The organism is Faucicola sp. SE7633 (assembly GCF_059264685.1).
Map to the genome: position 1 here is coordinate 65780 of NZ_JCADBW010000008.1, position 14903 is coordinate 80682.

Sequence of the window (14903 nt, forward strand, 5' to 3'; positions counted from 1 at the left end):
CCTGCGTTGCCGCCGCCGCGTCAAGGCAACCCCTTGCTGCGCCTGTGCAAACGCCTGTTTGCAAGCTTGGTTGTTTTGTGGCTGGCATTTCATATTTGGGTGGCGGCAATGCTGATGGTGTGGCAAACTCAGCCGATTAACAACACCATGTTTATGACTTTGCACCGCTTGAGCGGCGGCGCACCCGTTAGCCAAACGTGGGTTGAGGACAGTCAAATTTCGGTCAATGTCAAACGCGCGGCCATCGCCAGTGAGGATGCCAACTTTGCCAATCACGCGGGTTTTGACGTGCAGGGCATTGAGCAGGCGATTAAGAAAAACCAAAAGGCAGGTGCGATTAGCGCAGGTGGTTCAACGATTAGCCAGCAGCTGGCCAAAAACTTATTTTTGTATCCCAAACGCTCCTACCTTCGTAAGGGCGAAGAGGCTTTGATTACGGTGATGATAGAGCAGCTATGGAGCAAAGCGCGCATTTTGACCGCCTACCTAAACGTGGCAGAATTTGGCGACGGGATTTATGGCATTGAGGCGGCGGCATGGCATTATTTCAATCGCCCTGCCAAAAGCCTAACCAAACGCCAAGCCGCGTTTTTGGTCGCGATGTTGCCCAATCCCAAGTATTATCAAGCCCACCCCAATGACCGCCGCCTTCAGGCCAAAACCCAAATCATCTTGCGGCGCATGGGTGCGGCGGATTTGCCCGATAGCCAATAACTGATTGGATTTTAACTGTTTTTAAGCAAAAACGTTATAAAAAATGACTGGTAATTTTCCACCAAATACTGCATGGTTAAGCGGCTGATTGTGCCAATGAGCATGGGCCAATTCGACGTACAACGGTTTTATCATTTAAAATTCTATAATTCCTTACTACCTAAAATAATTCTCACGCTTTTTTAAAAGGAAATAGCCATGAGTACCAGCGAACAATCAATGACTGTGCATGAAGTTGCCGAAATGCCTGCGGCACTGCGTACGCAGTTGTCCGACATCCACTACCCTGAAGTATTTGAATACGCTGATTGTGATATCAATTTATACTTTAACCGTGAATTGTCGTTGTTGCAATTTCATCAACGCGTGTTGGCGCAAGCGTTAGACCCACGCCACCCATTGCTTGAGCGGCTGTTTTTCTTGATTATTTTTTCATCAAATTTGGATGAATTTTTTGAAATCCGCGTATCAGGCTTACTACAAAAAGTCCAAATGGGTGACCGCGTCAGCAGCATCGACGGTATGCGTCCAAGCCAAGTGCTCAAGTACATCTCACGCATCGCGCATGAAGCGGTGGCAGAGCAATACCGTATTTTAAATGACATCCTTTTGCCTGCGTTGGCAGAGCAGCAAATTCGCTACCTCAAGCGCGATGAGCTCTCCGACGCGCAAGCCAAGTGGGTCAAGTGGTATTTTGACAACCAAGTCGCCCCCGTCTTAACACCCATCAGCATTGACCCTGCCCATCCGTTTCCCCGTTTGGTAAACAAAAGCCTAAACTTCATCGTAACGCTAGAGGGCAAAGACGGCTTTGGGCGCGAAATCAACCTGGCCGTCGTGCCTGCGCCGCGTAGTTTGCCGCGTGTGATTCGTCTGCCCGATGACTTGACAGGTGGCAGAGAGCACCACATTATGCTGACTGCCGTCATCCATGAGCACATTGGCGAGCTGTTTCCGGGCATGACGGTGACGGGCTGCTATCAGTTTCGCTTGACGCGCAATGCTGATTTGGCCTTGTCTGATGATGTTGAGGACATCGCCAAAGCACTTGAGGGCGAGCTTGACAACCGCCGTTTTGGCGCTGAGGTGCGTCTTGAGGTCACCACCAACTGCCCGACACAAATTAGCGATTATCTGCTGGATGAATTTGGGTTACAAGAAGACCAACTATACCGCGTCAATGGCCCTGTCAATCTAACGCGCCTGTTGTTTGATTTTAAAATTCCGCATCTGCGTTTTCAGCCGTTTACCCATGCGATTCCCAAGGCGTTTCGCCGCGAAACCTTTGAGAAAAACGACAACGTTTTTACCGCCATCAGCAAGCAAGATATCTTGGTGCACCACCCGTTTCATGCCTTTGCACCCGTGACCAATTTGCTTTGGCAAGCTGCACAAGACCCAAATGTACTGGCGATTAAACAAACCTTGTACCGCTCAGGCACCAATTCTGAGGTCGTGCAAGCCCTTGCTGAGGCGGCGCGTAAGGGCAAAGAAGTCACCGCCGTTATTGAACTGCGCGCGCGTTTTGATGAAAAATCCAACATCGAGGTTGCCAACCTCTTGCAACAGGCAGGCGCGGTTGTGGTGTACGGCATCGTTGGCTACAAGACCCATGCCAAGCTGATGCTGATTTTGCGCCGCGAGGACGACAAAATCCGTCGCTACGTGCATCTTGGCACGGGCAACTACCACGCAGGTAACGCCAAAGCCTACACCGACTATGGCTTGTTTACCGCCAATCCTGCCATCACCGAAGACGTGCATAAGATTTTTAACGAACTGACGGGCATGGGCAGACCTGCAAAACTGCAAAAACTGCTACACGCGCCCTTCACCTTGCATGACAGATTATTAAGTTTTATCGATGATGAAATTGCCCATGCCAAAGCAGGTCGGCGCGCGCATATCATCATCAAGGTCAATGCCTTGACCGAACAGCAGCTCATCGACAAGCTATACGCTGCCTCGCAAGCAGGGGTGCAAATTCAGCTGATTATCCGCTCCATGTGCTGCTTGCGCCCACAACTGGCAGGCGTGTCAGACAACATCGAGGTGCGCTCGATTGTGGGGCGGTTCTTAGAGCACACGCGCGTGTATTATTTTGCCAACGGCAGCGAAGATGCGGACGGCAACCACGCGCAAGATCTTAAAACAGGCAAACAAGCGGACAAACATCAACCGCGTTTGTACTGTGCCAGTGCAGACTGGATGGAGCGCAATCTATTTAACCGTGTTGAGGTCGCTTTTCCCATAGAAGACCCCAAAGTATTTAAGCGTATCATGCAAGATTTACACAATTACTTACGCGACAATACCAACGCATGGTCACTGGATGCCAACGGCACATGGCACGCGCTCACCCCAAGCGATAGCGAGTCTGCGTTTAGCGCGCAAGGCTATCTGCTTGAAAAAATCTCGCGCTAACACGCATCAAACGCCAAGCGCCGCGGCGTGTACTCACAGTTTGACAACAGCTTGTTACCGTTTAACAAGCAAACCCTATGCAAAAATACACGCCGCTTTGTTAAGATAAAACTTCAATAAATGGCATTTAAATCAACCCAAAAAAGGAATGCAACATGACAAACATTGACCCAAGCCAAGCCAACCAAGACAGCAGCACCAGCCTTAACCCAGCCAGCCAAGTCCAACCAACAGACTTACAACAAGCCGTGGATGACGTAAACCCTGCCGAACTGGCACAAAATCTGGACACGGATGCCAGCAATGACGCGCGTCAAGCCGCTGAGCAAGCAGGGCAGACGCTATCAGGCGGTGCTCAGGCGCAAAACCTACGCGGCGATGAAGAAACCCCATTTGTCGATGACGCACTACGCACCGATAAATAAAAGCAAGCCGTGCGCTTGTTAGCTATTGATTGCTAAGTCCGCCCATAACCCACAGCGCGTTTAACGACACGTTACGATAAACGCGCTTTTTTTGACCAAATAACCCACCAAAACCCGATACTAGCCAGATAAAATAACAGGAAAACCAGCATGTCAAACGACCAATCAACCACCAACCCAAACGGTGTCAGCAATATTTCTAACAAAGTTGAACCAACAGGCGTCGAATATCGCGATGCCCCCGACGCTAGCGCAGACAACGCCACTACCAGTGGCGTATTGAGCACCGACCCAACCAACCTTAACCGCACAGCCAGCGGAGAAGTGGCTGATAAAGACAGCCTAAAAAATATCAACCCAAACGGTGTATCTACCGCTGACAGCGCACCGCGCGATACCGCAGGCATTACCGATACCCAAAGCATCTTAAGCACTGATCCTACCAACCTTAACCACGCTGCAGGCAACGCCGTTGTTGAAGACAGCGTCACCCACCAAGCAGGCGAAGGCGTGACTGCAGGCAAAGCTCCTGCTACTGAAACCCCAGATATCTTTGACAACCGCCCACAAGCAGCGGTTAAAACACAAAACGTTGAAACTCAACCATCGAATGACCCTTTGCAAGTCATGCCCCAGCAAGGTGAGGCGATTAGCGAGACGCGCAGCTACCCACTAGAGAGCACCTCAGAAGCTCACGTCGATCACCTTGACCGCTTGTCTGATGGCACATATGACGTACCGCGCGAACACGATGAATAATAAATCATCGCCTCTTTGATCGCTCACTTTAACATGACAGGTAAATCATGCAAGCACCCAATATCCATCCCGATGCCCTCACACAACCCAGTGCAACCCCAGCAGGCGCTGATCTAGAAAGCCCCTTGGTTGCTGAGCAGGATCAACACGTCAATCGTGGTGACAAACCTGCTGAAGAACCGGATCGCCGCGACCAACCAGGACAAGCCTTTGACGATGGTATCAATGCACGCACCGCAGGTAACGATATACCACAAAGCGCAGAAATCAACGAGCTCAATCGCTATGCCAACCCCGAAAATGCCCAGAGCCGCACGCTAAACCCCGATGGCTCACAACCCAACACGGGCAGCGAATAACGCACAACGATGCTTCATCACAGTGCTTCATAAAAAAAGACAGCAAACATGGCTGTCTTTTTTTGTCGGTGTCATAGCCAATTCGGCACGCCGCTATGAAAGCGCAATTCACTATCGGGTGTGCTAATAAGCTCACACTCAATCGCGCGAAACAACGCCACGCGCTCATCAATCGGCTGATCGGACAAGCTTTGCGCCAACGCCAGATAGTCCTCAAAATGGCGGCTTTCGGATTTAAGTAGATAACGATAATACCGCGCCAACTCGTCATCCGTCACCACCGCCGCCAACGCCGCAAAACGCTCACACGACCGCGCCTCAATAAATGCGCCAATAATCAACACATCAATCATCGCGGCAGGTTCAAACGTGCGCTTGTGACGCAGCAAACGCTCAGCATAACGCCCAGCAGGGATATGCCGCCACGCCAATCCGCGTGCCTCCATCAAATCCAGCACCTGCTCATAGTGCAGCATCTCTTCACGAATCAGCTGCGCCAGTTTGCGCTGCAAATTGGTGTGTGACATATAGCGAAACACCAAGTTCATCGCTGTTCCAGCGGCTTTTTTTTCACAGTTGGCGTGATCTTGCAAAATCGTGGGCAAATCCGCCAGTGCCGCCTTTAGCCATTGCTTGGGTGTTGGGCAGCCCAAAAACGTTTGAATGGGTTGCATATCAATGGGCGCGGCAGGGTAGGACGAGTCCAGCGCGTCTGCGTCGGGCGCGCCGCTAGCGACAGTTACATTTAAGTCTTGATTGAGCATAGTAAAAAATGCTTGCAAAAATCTTATTATACCACAGCACATCGCGGGTCTTAGCAAACTTGCCGACAACAAAAACGCCAGTCATTATGACTGACGTTTGTCATATTTTTAAAATATTTTATCAAAAAATTATCTAAAAACCATGCCGCCATCGGTTAAGATGGTTTGTCCTGTAATGTAATTGGCGTCATCTGATGCCAAGAACGATACCAAATTTGCCACATCGTCAGGCTGTTGCGGACGACCGACCAAAATGCCTTGGGTAAATTCTTTCCACGCTTGTTTAGGTGAGTAGCCTTTGTGTTCAACGAATGCCGCGTCGATACGCTCCCACATCGGTGTGTCGGCAACGCCAGGGCAGTAGGCATTGACACGGATGTTGTATTGCGCCAACTCTTTGGCGGTGGAATGGGTGAACGAGCGCACGGCATGTTTGGTAGCCGAATATAGGCTGAGCATTTCATACGATTCATGCCCCGCGATGCTACAGGCGTTGATGATTTTGCCCACGCCGTCTTGCTGTTTCATTTGCTCAGCGGCGGCTTGTGTACCAAAAATTAAGCCTTTGAGGTTCACGCCAAACACGCGGTCAATCTCTTCTTCTTTAATATCCAAAAACAGCCCGACTGACTCCACGCCTGCATTATTGACAAACACATCCACGCGTCCGAATGCATCCACGGCTTGTTTGACAAGGTTAAATTGGTCTTCGCGTTTGCCTGCGTTGCCTTCGACCGCGATACTGGTGTAGCCTGCCTCATCAAACTTGGCTTTGGCTTTTTTCAGGTTATCGGCGTTGATGTCATGCAAGACGACCTTAAAGCCATCTTTGGCAAGGCGGGTGGCAATGGCATTGCCAAGCCCGACCGCTGAGCCTGTCACGATTGCAACTTTATCTTGGTTGGGGTTTTGTACGCTTGATTTATTGGTAGCTGCCATAATTTTTCTCTTAGCTAGGGTGATTAAAAGTGCTTATTAGTCAAACCAAAAAATCTAAAACCCTCATAAAGGGTGTGGTTTTTAATTCATTATAACCTTATCATAACCTTATCAGGCGAATAAAATGTAAATTTAATTAAACAAATCGTAGGATTGTGTAAAATGATTTTCACCCAGTATTTCAAAAATAAATGTATTATATTTCTTTATTTCATCAAATGATAATCGTATAATCAAATCATGCCATGCAGGCAAGCCAGCGTTTATTGAACGATGGCAAAAAATGATAGCAATGACAGGGAAACAGGAAGCCAGTACGATGACAAACCAACAACCACAAAGCGCCACGACCAGCCAAGACACCGCCCAACGCGTCAGCAAGGGCAACTTGCTCATTGACAAACAACTATTTGATTTTATTGAACAAGAAGTCTTGCCTGTTGTCCAAATTGACAGCGACAAATACTGGCAGGATTTTGCCGACATCGTGCAAGCATTCACCCCACGCAACCGCGAATTGCTTGCCAAACGCGACCAACTACAACAGCAAATCGACGATTGGCACAAGGCAAATCCTGCCAAAGACGGACAGATTGACCGCGAGGCTTACCGCGCATTTTTGCAAGACATTGGCTATTTGCAGCCACAGGGCGAAGATTTTAGCGTAGATACGCAACATGTTGATGACGAAATTGCGCACATTGCCGCGCCGCAGTTGGTTGTGCCTGTGCGCAACGCACGCTATGCCTTGAACGCCGCCAACGCGCGCTGGGGCAGCCTATATGACGCGTTGTATGGTACGGACGCTATCAGCGAAGACAACGGCCAAGAAAAAGGCAAGGGCTATAACCCGACCCGTGGCGCGGCGGTCATCGCATTTGCCAAAGACTTTTTGGACAAGCATTTTGCCTTGCAAACAGGCAGCTACACCGAGGTGACAGGTTTTGCGGTACAAGACGGCAAGCTTGTCATCAAGCAAGGCGCGCACCAAACCGCCTTGCAAGACAGCGCACAGTTCGTCGGCTACACGGGTGAGCCCAGCCAGCCCAGCGCGATACTACTCAAGCACAATGGCTTACATGCTGAAATCCAAATCGACGCAGCCAGCCCGATTGGCAAAACCGACCCAGCAGGCATCAAAGATGTCTTATTAGAAGCCGCTGTCACCACAATTCAAGACTGTGAAGATTCGGTAGCCGCTGTCGATGCTGAAGAAAAAACCGAAGTATATCGTAATTGGTTTGGCTTGATGACAGGCGAGCTTGCCGAAACGTTTGACAAAAACGGCAAAACCATGACGCGCACCATGCAGCCAGACCGCGAATACACCGCGCCAACTGGTGAGGCATTTAGCCTACCGGGGCGTTCATTGATGCTAATTCGCAACGTCGGGCATTTGATGACCAACCCTGCAATTTTGGTCAAAGACGCGGATGGGCAAACCCATGAAATCTATGAAGGCATCATGGATGCGCTGATTACCCCATTGTGCGCATTGCCCGATTTGCGTCACAACAACCGCTTACCCAACTCGCGCACAGGCTCAATGTATATTGTTAAGCCAAAAATGCACGGCGTAGAAGAGGTTGAGTTTACGGTTGATTTGTTTGCCGCGGTTGAGCGCGCGCTGGGCTTAGCCGAAAATACCCTAAAAATTGGTATCATGGATGAAGAGCGCCGCACCAGTGCCAACCTTAAAGCCTGTATCCGCGCGGCACGTCATCGGGTAATTTTTATCAACACAGGCTTTATGGATCGCACAGGCGATGAGATGCACACCAGTATGCAAGCAGGCGCATTTGTGCGCAAAAATGCCATGAAAAATACCGACTGGCTCAACGCCTATGAGCGGCAAAACGTACGCATTGGCGTGGATGTAGGGCTTGCAGGCAAAGCACAGATTGGCAAAGGCATGTGGGCGCAGCCAGACAACATGCACGCTATGCTAGCCAGCAAAGGCGCGCATCCCAAATCGGGCGCGACCTGCGCGTGGGTACCATCGCCCACAGGCGCGACCTTGCACGCCATCCACTACCATGACACCGATGTGTTTGACGTACTGGCAAATATCCAGCAGCAGCTTGATCAAGGTCAAAGCCCAGACGCGCTTGACGACCTATTGACCATTCCACTGGCACAAGCTACCGACTGGAGTGACGAAGAAATCGCGCAAGAACTTGACAACAACATTCAAGGTATTTTGGGCTATGTCGTGCGTTGGGTAGATCAAGGCATCGGCTGCTCAAAAGTGCCTGATATTGACAATATTGGCTTGATGGAAGACCGCGCAACCTTGCGTATCTCAAGTCAGCATGTTGCCAACTGGCTGCTACATGGCATTGTCACCGCTGAGCAGGTCGATGAAACCTTGCAGCGCATGGCAAAAGTCGTTGATCAACAAAACGCAGGTGATCCCAACTACCGCCCGATGGCACCTAACTTTGACGGCTACGCATACAATGCCGCGCGTGATTTGATCTTTGAAGGCACACGCCAACCAAGCGGCTACACCGAACCATTGTTGCACCGCGCACGTCTGGCACTAAAGCGCGCTAACGCTTGATTTTGACTTAAACTTCACCAAAGCGTTTGGTTAATATCAGACGCTTTTTTAATAGCAAAAATTAATTGTAACAAAACTTGTATATTTGATAATTACGTTTTAAACTATGCCTGTTTATTGCCAAGTGTTGCAAAATGTAGCCCTAAATTCACTCACAGTACAAGGTAGCAGTGGCAGTAATGTTACAAAAAACACGGCAACCGTTAAAACCTGTAGTGAATAAATTGCTAAATTCTTGTCGTGATTTCACAATTTTGTAACAATTTATTGGCAAAATTTGCGCTAACTAAGCTGTTTGTTAGGCAGTGTTAGAGGTTAGCTGGCGTATGACAATTTTGGCACGCCACGCACCACAAACAACCTTTTTATTTATGTAGCGGTTCATCTAACTTTCCACGGAGTGATATCCATGAAAAAAATCGCCCTTGTATCAGCGATCGCTATCGCCTCAATCTCGTCTGCCCAAGCAGCGCCAAAAGTTTACGGTAAAATCTTCCTATCTACGGATTATGTTTCTACCGATTACGACGACAAAGACAAAAAAGATGAAGATACTTTCAAATTGAACAGTAACTCGTCACGTATCGGCTTTCGTGGCGACGATACTTTAAACGATGATATCGACTTGGTTTACCAACTTGAGTATGAAATCAACCCTGATGATGAAAAGGGTAAGCAATTTACCTCACGCAACACCTACCTCGGTTTATCAAACCGTCAATACGGTACGTTGTTAGCAGGTCGTCACGACACGCCATTTAAATTGTCGAAAGGCAACGTTGATGTATTCACCAATAACTCAGGTGCTGGTTTGTCACTAGACAAAATTGGTCCTTCTTATTCAAATGGTGTTAAAGATTTAAGTTATAACTTGGGTGAAACCCGCGCCAACAACGTAATTGCTTATAAGACTCCTGCCATCGTTGGTATGCCTGTAACCTTTATGGCTGCTGTTTCATTGTCTGAAACTGATGAAGATGGCAAGGTTAAGCTAAAAGATGAAGTTAAAGAAGTCAAAGAAGTTAAGCTTCCAGACGGCACTGTACTGGTAAAAGGTGTAAAAGCTCAACCAGCAGTATACAGTGAAAAGAAAGTTAAAGACAACGGCTACTCAGCGATGCTAGCTTATGACCAAAACGGCATGTATCTAGCTGGTGGCTACGACAGCAACGTAGGTAATGCAGACAGCGCGTGGCGTATTGCAGGTTCGATTGACTTGGGCAAAGCCAACATGATGAACGGCATGAACGGCCTTGTACTGGGTGCGCTTTACCAAAACGCTGATATCTATGACGTCAAAGACGATGCCAAAACTTGGTTGATCTCTGGTAAATACAAGCTGCCTGAAAGCAAATGGGCAATCAAAGCACAGTATGCCAATACTGACTTTGGTGACAACGATGCTTCAGAAATCGCAGTGGGTGGTGAGTACGCGTTTAGCAAGTCAGCAATCGGTCATATCTATGCTGGTCAAGTGGATCGCGACAACAACAAAGATGACACCGTTATCGGTGCAGGTCTAGAATACAAATTCTAATCCCAGCCAAATTGTTTAGGAAAACTCACCCAACTGGGTGAGTTTTTTATTGCGACTTTGCAAAAAACTAACACTTATAAAAAAATGCAAAAAAATATTGCAAAATATTGCAAAGTTGCTATGCTAAGTCAATCAAACGGTTTTTGGTAAAGTTTGTTGCCATATTATGTGTGTTACACGGCGGGGAAATGGCCAAAGCTTGAGCGTACCCAAGACTGATTTGATGGGTTATTTTTTTGGAGGTGACGGATGAAAAAACTTGTATTGCTGGCTGCATTGGCAGCCTGTGGCGTATCGGCAGCCAATGCTGCGCCAACCGTGTATGGTAAAGCCTTTTTGACGTTGGATTATGTCAGCGGTGGTGATACCGATGTGACCACCACAACCGATACTTATAAGAATGGTGAAGTGACGACCAACAGCACAAAAACCAGCACTGATGGCGGCGATGTCACTGAGCTTAACTCTAACACATCACGCATTGGTCTAAGAGGCGCAGAAAACCTAACGGATAACACCGATGTGGTGTATCAGCTTGAATACGGTATTGACGTCGATGCGGATGACAACGGCAAAAAACAATTTTATTCACGCGACACCTATTTGGGTTTAGCCAACAAACAATACGGTACGCTATTGGCAGGCCGCTTGTCAGCGATTGACGACAGCATCAACTATGTCAGCCAAGCGGTGGGTCAATTTGATAACAGCTTTGGTGATGCCGCTTGGGACGGTAACCGTATTAACAACGCCTTTGCCTACGTATCGCCTGATTACAACGGTTTGAACTTCATGGCAATGTACGCGCTTGACAACAAGAGCGAAAGCAATGGCTTAGGGCATGAAGGCTGGGGTGTGGGTGTTAAATACGAGCCTGAAGGCCAGCCATTTCGTGGTGGTGTGACTTATATCCAAGCGGGTGATTTTAAAACCACTCGCGTGAGCGGTGCGTATGATTTGAACAATACCGTCGGTCTTGGCGCGTTGTATCAGATCGATAAGTCTAAAGAAAACGACGGCAAAGATGAGAATGTATTCTCAATCAGCGGTACTTACCAAACCGCTACCCCATGGCAGGTGTACGCACAAGCTGACTTTATTGACAACGTGGCGTTTAGCAACGATGCTGACAGCCAACAGTTTGTGATTGGTGGCAAATACGCCTTTAGCAAACAAGCGATTGGTCATATTTATGGCGGCTATCGCAACAATGAGTACAAAGAAGTCACCAGCAACGTCAAAGACGGCAACGGCATCGTTGTAAAAACCAAATCTGAAACCGACGGCATGGCAATCGGTGCAGGTATCGAGTACTTGTTCTAAACGGCTATCAGCCCATATCAAAGTCCGCGTTGTCCCTGTGACAATGCGGATTTTTTGTGGATGGTTTTTGGTGATGCTTGGCTGGTGTAATAAATTTAGAAAGTTTTGCCAAATGCCTGTGATTGTTGGTAAAATTCCACTTTAACTTTTTTGATTTTGCTAAGACGAACAACGATTATGACCAAATTCATTTTTGTGACAGGTGGCGTGGTGTCATCGCTGGGCAAAGGCATTACCGCCGCATCGGTTGCGGCATTGCTAGAAGCGCGTGGGCTAAAAGTCACCATGACCAAACTTGACCCGTATATCAACGTGGATCCTGGCACGATGAGCCCGTTTCAGCACGGCGAGGTGTTTGTCACCGAAGACGGAGCAGAGACGGATTTGGATTTGGGCTATTATGAGCGGTTTTTACGCCACTCAAAAATGAGCAAAAACAACAACTTCACCAGCGGGCGTATTTATCAAAGCGTACTGGAAAAAGAACGCCGTGGCGATTATCTTGGTGGTACGGTGCAGGTCATTCCGCATATCACCGATGAAATCAAACGCCGTATCCATGCCAGTGGTGAAGGCTATGACATCGCGATGATTGAAATCGGCGGTACGGTTGGTGATATCGAGTCGCTCCCATTTATGGAGGCGGTGCGCCAAATGCGCGTTGAGTTGGGGCAGAGCCAGTCAATGCTGATGCACCTGACACTTGTGCCGTATATCGCCAGCGCAGGTGAGAGCAAAACCAAACCAACCCAGCATTCGGTTAAAGAGCTGCGCAGCATTGGGCTACAGCCTGATGTGCTGATTTGCCGCAGTGATCACCCGATTAGCGAGGACAATCGCCGCAAAATCGCGCTATTTACCAATGTTGAAGAACGCGCTGTGATTTTGTGCCCCGATGCCCAAAGCATTTATCAAATACCCAGCATTTTGCACGAGCAGCAGCTTGATGATTTGATTTGTCAGCGTTTTGGCTTACAAACCAATGCCGCGGATTTGAGCGATTGGCAAGCATTTACCGAGGTGTTGCTCAACGCCGATGACAGCGTCACCGTGGCAATGGTCGGTAAATACGTCGAGCTGCCCGACGCGTACAAATCAATCAATGAAGCCTTGTTGCACGCAGGTGTGGCAAATCATGTCAAAGTAAACATCGCGTATGTGGATGCCGAACGCCTAGAAACCGACCGCGCATTGATGGATGAGATCAAAAACGCCGATGCCGTGCTAGTCCCCGGTGGGTTTGGTGAGCGCGGCACAGTGGGCAAAATGCAGGCGATTACCTACGCGCGTACCCACGGTGTGCCGTACCTTGGCATTTGCTTGGGTATGCAGTTGGCGGTGATTGAGTTTGCACGCAATGTCATTGGGCTTGAGGCGAATTCAACCGAATTTGACAAGCGTACCAAAGAGCCATTGATTGCGCTGATTACCGAATGGTTTGATGAAAAAGGCGAGCTGCAAGTGCGCAGCGATGATTCAGACCTGGGCGGTACGATGCGCCTTGGTGCGCAAAAGGCAGAGCTGGTTGAGGACAGCCGTTTGCGTCAAATTTATGCCAGCCCAACCATTAGCGAGCGTCATCGCCACCGCTATGAGATGAACGGGCGTTATATTGACGCGCTGCAAGAGGCTGGTATGAAGATTTCAGGCTATTCGGCAAAGCAGCACTTGGTCGAGGCAGTCGAGCTTACCGACCATCCGTGGTTTATCGCGGTGCAGTTTCACCCTGAATTCACCAGTCAGCCACGTGGCGGTCATCCGCTGTTTAATAGCTTTGTGCAAGCGGCAATTCGCCACAAAGCTGAGCATGCCGACGACTCACAAACCGCCGTACAATAACGTTTTTGACCACCCAAACGCTTTGATAAAAGGCAAATCCGATGAGCCAAACCACCGCCACAACCGCCACCAAACCCACTGCACAAGCCGAAATTGCTTTGGGCGATTTTGTCATTGGCAATACGCGCCCATTTGTGTTGTTTGGTGGCATGAATGTGCTTGAGTCGCGCGAGCTGGCGCTAGAAATCGCCGCCACGTACGTTGAGGTTTGCCAAAAGCTTGGCATTGGCTATGTGTTTAAGGCAAGTTTTGATAAGGCCAATCGCTCAAGTTTGTATTCGTTTCGCGGACCGGGTATGGACACAGGGCTACAATGGTTGGCGGATATCAAAGACCAATACGGCGTGCCTATCATCACCGATGTGCATGAGCCGTATCAAGCGGCAGCGGTGGCAGCGGTGGCGGATATTATTCAGCTACCTGCGTTCTTGAGCCGTCAGACCGATTTGGTCGAGGCGATGGCGCGGACGGGCGCGATCATTAACATCAAAAAAGCGCAATTTCTCGCGGCCCACGAGATGCGCCATATCATCAACAAATGCCTTGAGGCAGGCAACAATCGCGTGATTTTGTGCGAGCGCGGCAGCATGTTTGGCTACAACAATTTGGTCGTGGATATGCTGGGTTTTGATACCATGAAAGCCATGCAAGTACCGGTGTTTTTTGATGTTACCCACAGTTTGCAGCAGCCTGGGGCGCGCAGCGACAGTGCAGGCGGACGACGTGAGCAAATCACCACGCTGGCGCGTGCAGGCATGGCGACGGGCTTGGCAGGGCTGTTTTTAGAAGCCCATCCTGAACCTGAGCTGGCAAAATGCGATGGCCCTTGTGCCCTACGTTTGAGTCAGCTTGCGCCATTTTTAAGCCAATTAAAGCAAATTGACGATTTGGTCAAAGGTTTTGCTAAGCTAGACACGCATTGATTGAACACAACACATTTCAAAGGACAACAACATGGCGATGCAAACGGTAGCATTGGGTCTAAAAGGTATTGACGATGCGCAAGGCTATGCGGCGGTTGAACGCGCTATCGGCACGATTGATGGGGTGACGGCGTTGCGCCTTGAGCCTGCGGCACACCGCGTGTTGGTTGAGTTTGATGACACCCAAACGTCGGTGTATGCCTTCAAAGCCGCGCTGACCACGGTGGATTATATCAGCGAGCCATTTCCGATTGACGCGCCTGCCAACCCCGACAACGACCGCAACTTGCTAGATGATTTAGAAGACAGCGGCAAGCTATAAACTTCGCTTTTG

At 49.1% G+C, this 14903-nt stretch carries 13 protein-coding genes; 11 read left to right on the forward strand and 2 right to left on the reverse strand.

Annotation, left to right across the window (positions count from 1 at the left end; genetic code table 11):
- The first annotated feature begins 33 nt into the window (after window positions 1-33).
- The 5 genes from mtgA to AC5L4R_RS04790 all read left to right on the forward strand — a co-directional run bounded on the left by mtgA (window position 34) and on the right by AC5L4R_RS04790 (window position 4681).
- Complete coding sequence (gene mtgA, locus AC5L4R_RS04770; protein WP_494472947.1) at window positions 34-714, forward strand: monofunctional biosynthetic peptidoglycan transglycosylase; 681 nt, start codon at window positions 34-36, stop codon at window positions 712-714.
- A gap of 255 nt (window positions 715-969) precedes the next feature.
- Entirely contained in the window at window positions 970-3138 is a 2169-nt protein-coding gene (gene ppk1 / locus AC5L4R_RS04775; protein ID WP_494472948.1) for a polyphosphate kinase 1, read from the forward strand.
- Between the two features lie 155 nt (window positions 3139-3293).
- Entirely contained in the window at window positions 3294-3563 is a 270-nt protein-coding gene (locus tag AC5L4R_RS04780) for a hypothetical protein (RefSeq protein ID WP_494472922.1), read from the forward strand.
- 150 nt (window positions 3564-3713) lie between these two features.
- Window positions 3714-4322: a hypothetical protein gene (locus AC5L4R_RS04785; protein WP_494472923.1), complete on the forward strand. Its 609-nt coding sequence runs from the start codon at window positions 3714-3716 to the stop codon at window positions 4320-4322.
- Between the two features lie 47 nt (window positions 4323-4369).
- Complete coding sequence (locus tag AC5L4R_RS04790; RefSeq protein WP_494472924.1) at window positions 4370-4681, forward strand: hypothetical protein; 312 nt, start codon at window positions 4370-4372, stop codon at window positions 4679-4681.
- 71 nt (window positions 4682-4752) lie between these two features.
- Here AC5L4R_RS04790 and AC5L4R_RS04795 read toward each other — a convergent pair whose 3' ends face one another.
- Together AC5L4R_RS04795 and AC5L4R_RS04800 are read right to left on the reverse strand one after the other, a co-directional pair.
- On the reverse strand, window positions 4753-5445 hold the full coding sequence (locus tag AC5L4R_RS04795) for a MiaE family protein (RefSeq protein ID WP_494472925.1): 693 nt from the start codon (window positions 5443-5445) through the stop codon (window positions 4753-4755).
- A 129-nt stretch (window positions 5446-5574) separates the two neighbouring features.
- Window positions 5575-6384 (reverse strand): acetoin reductase, encoded by an 810-nt coding sequence (locus tag AC5L4R_RS04800; protein ID WP_494472926.1) that lies wholly within the window; start codon window positions 6382-6384, stop codon window positions 5575-5577.
- 319 nt (window positions 6385-6703) lie between these two features.
- Here AC5L4R_RS04800 and AC5L4R_RS04805 point away from each other — a divergent pair, with 319 nt between their 5' ends.
- The 6 genes from AC5L4R_RS04805 to AC5L4R_RS04830 all read left to right on the forward strand — a co-directional run bounded on the left by AC5L4R_RS04805 (window position 6704) and on the right by AC5L4R_RS04830 (window position 14891).
- Complete coding sequence (locus AC5L4R_RS04805; protein WP_494472927.1) at window positions 6704-8947, forward strand: malate synthase G; 2244 nt, start codon at window positions 6704-6706, stop codon at window positions 8945-8947.
- A gap of 409 nt (window positions 8948-9356) precedes the next feature.
- Window positions 9357-10484: a porin gene (locus AC5L4R_RS04810; RefSeq protein WP_494472928.1), complete on the forward strand. Its 1128-nt coding sequence runs from the start codon at window positions 9357-9359 to the stop codon at window positions 10482-10484.
- A 249-nt stretch (window positions 10485-10733) separates the two neighbouring features.
- Complete coding sequence (locus AC5L4R_RS04815) at window positions 10734-11807, forward strand: porin (RefSeq protein ID WP_494472929.1); 1074 nt, start codon at window positions 10734-10736, stop codon at window positions 11805-11807.
- A gap of 177 nt (window positions 11808-11984) precedes the next feature.
- Window positions 11985-13646: a CTP synthase gene (pyrG, locus tag AC5L4R_RS04820; RefSeq protein WP_494472930.1), complete on the forward strand. Its 1662-nt coding sequence runs from the start codon at window positions 11985-11987 to the stop codon at window positions 13644-13646.
- 41 nt (window positions 13647-13687) lie between these two features.
- Window positions 13688-14569, forward strand: coding sequence for a 3-deoxy-8-phosphooctulonate synthase (gene kdsA, locus AC5L4R_RS04825; RefSeq protein WP_494472931.1), 882 nt, complete (start codon window positions 13688-13690; stop codon window positions 14567-14569).
- A 31-nt stretch (window positions 14570-14600) separates the two neighbouring features.
- Window positions 14601-14891 carry a heavy-metal-associated domain-containing protein gene (locus AC5L4R_RS04830; protein WP_494472932.1) on the forward strand — a complete coding sequence of 97 codons (291 nt, stop codon included), beginning with the start codon at window positions 14601-14603 and terminating at the stop codon, window positions 14889-14891.
- Window positions 14892-14903: the final 12 nt, after the last annotated feature.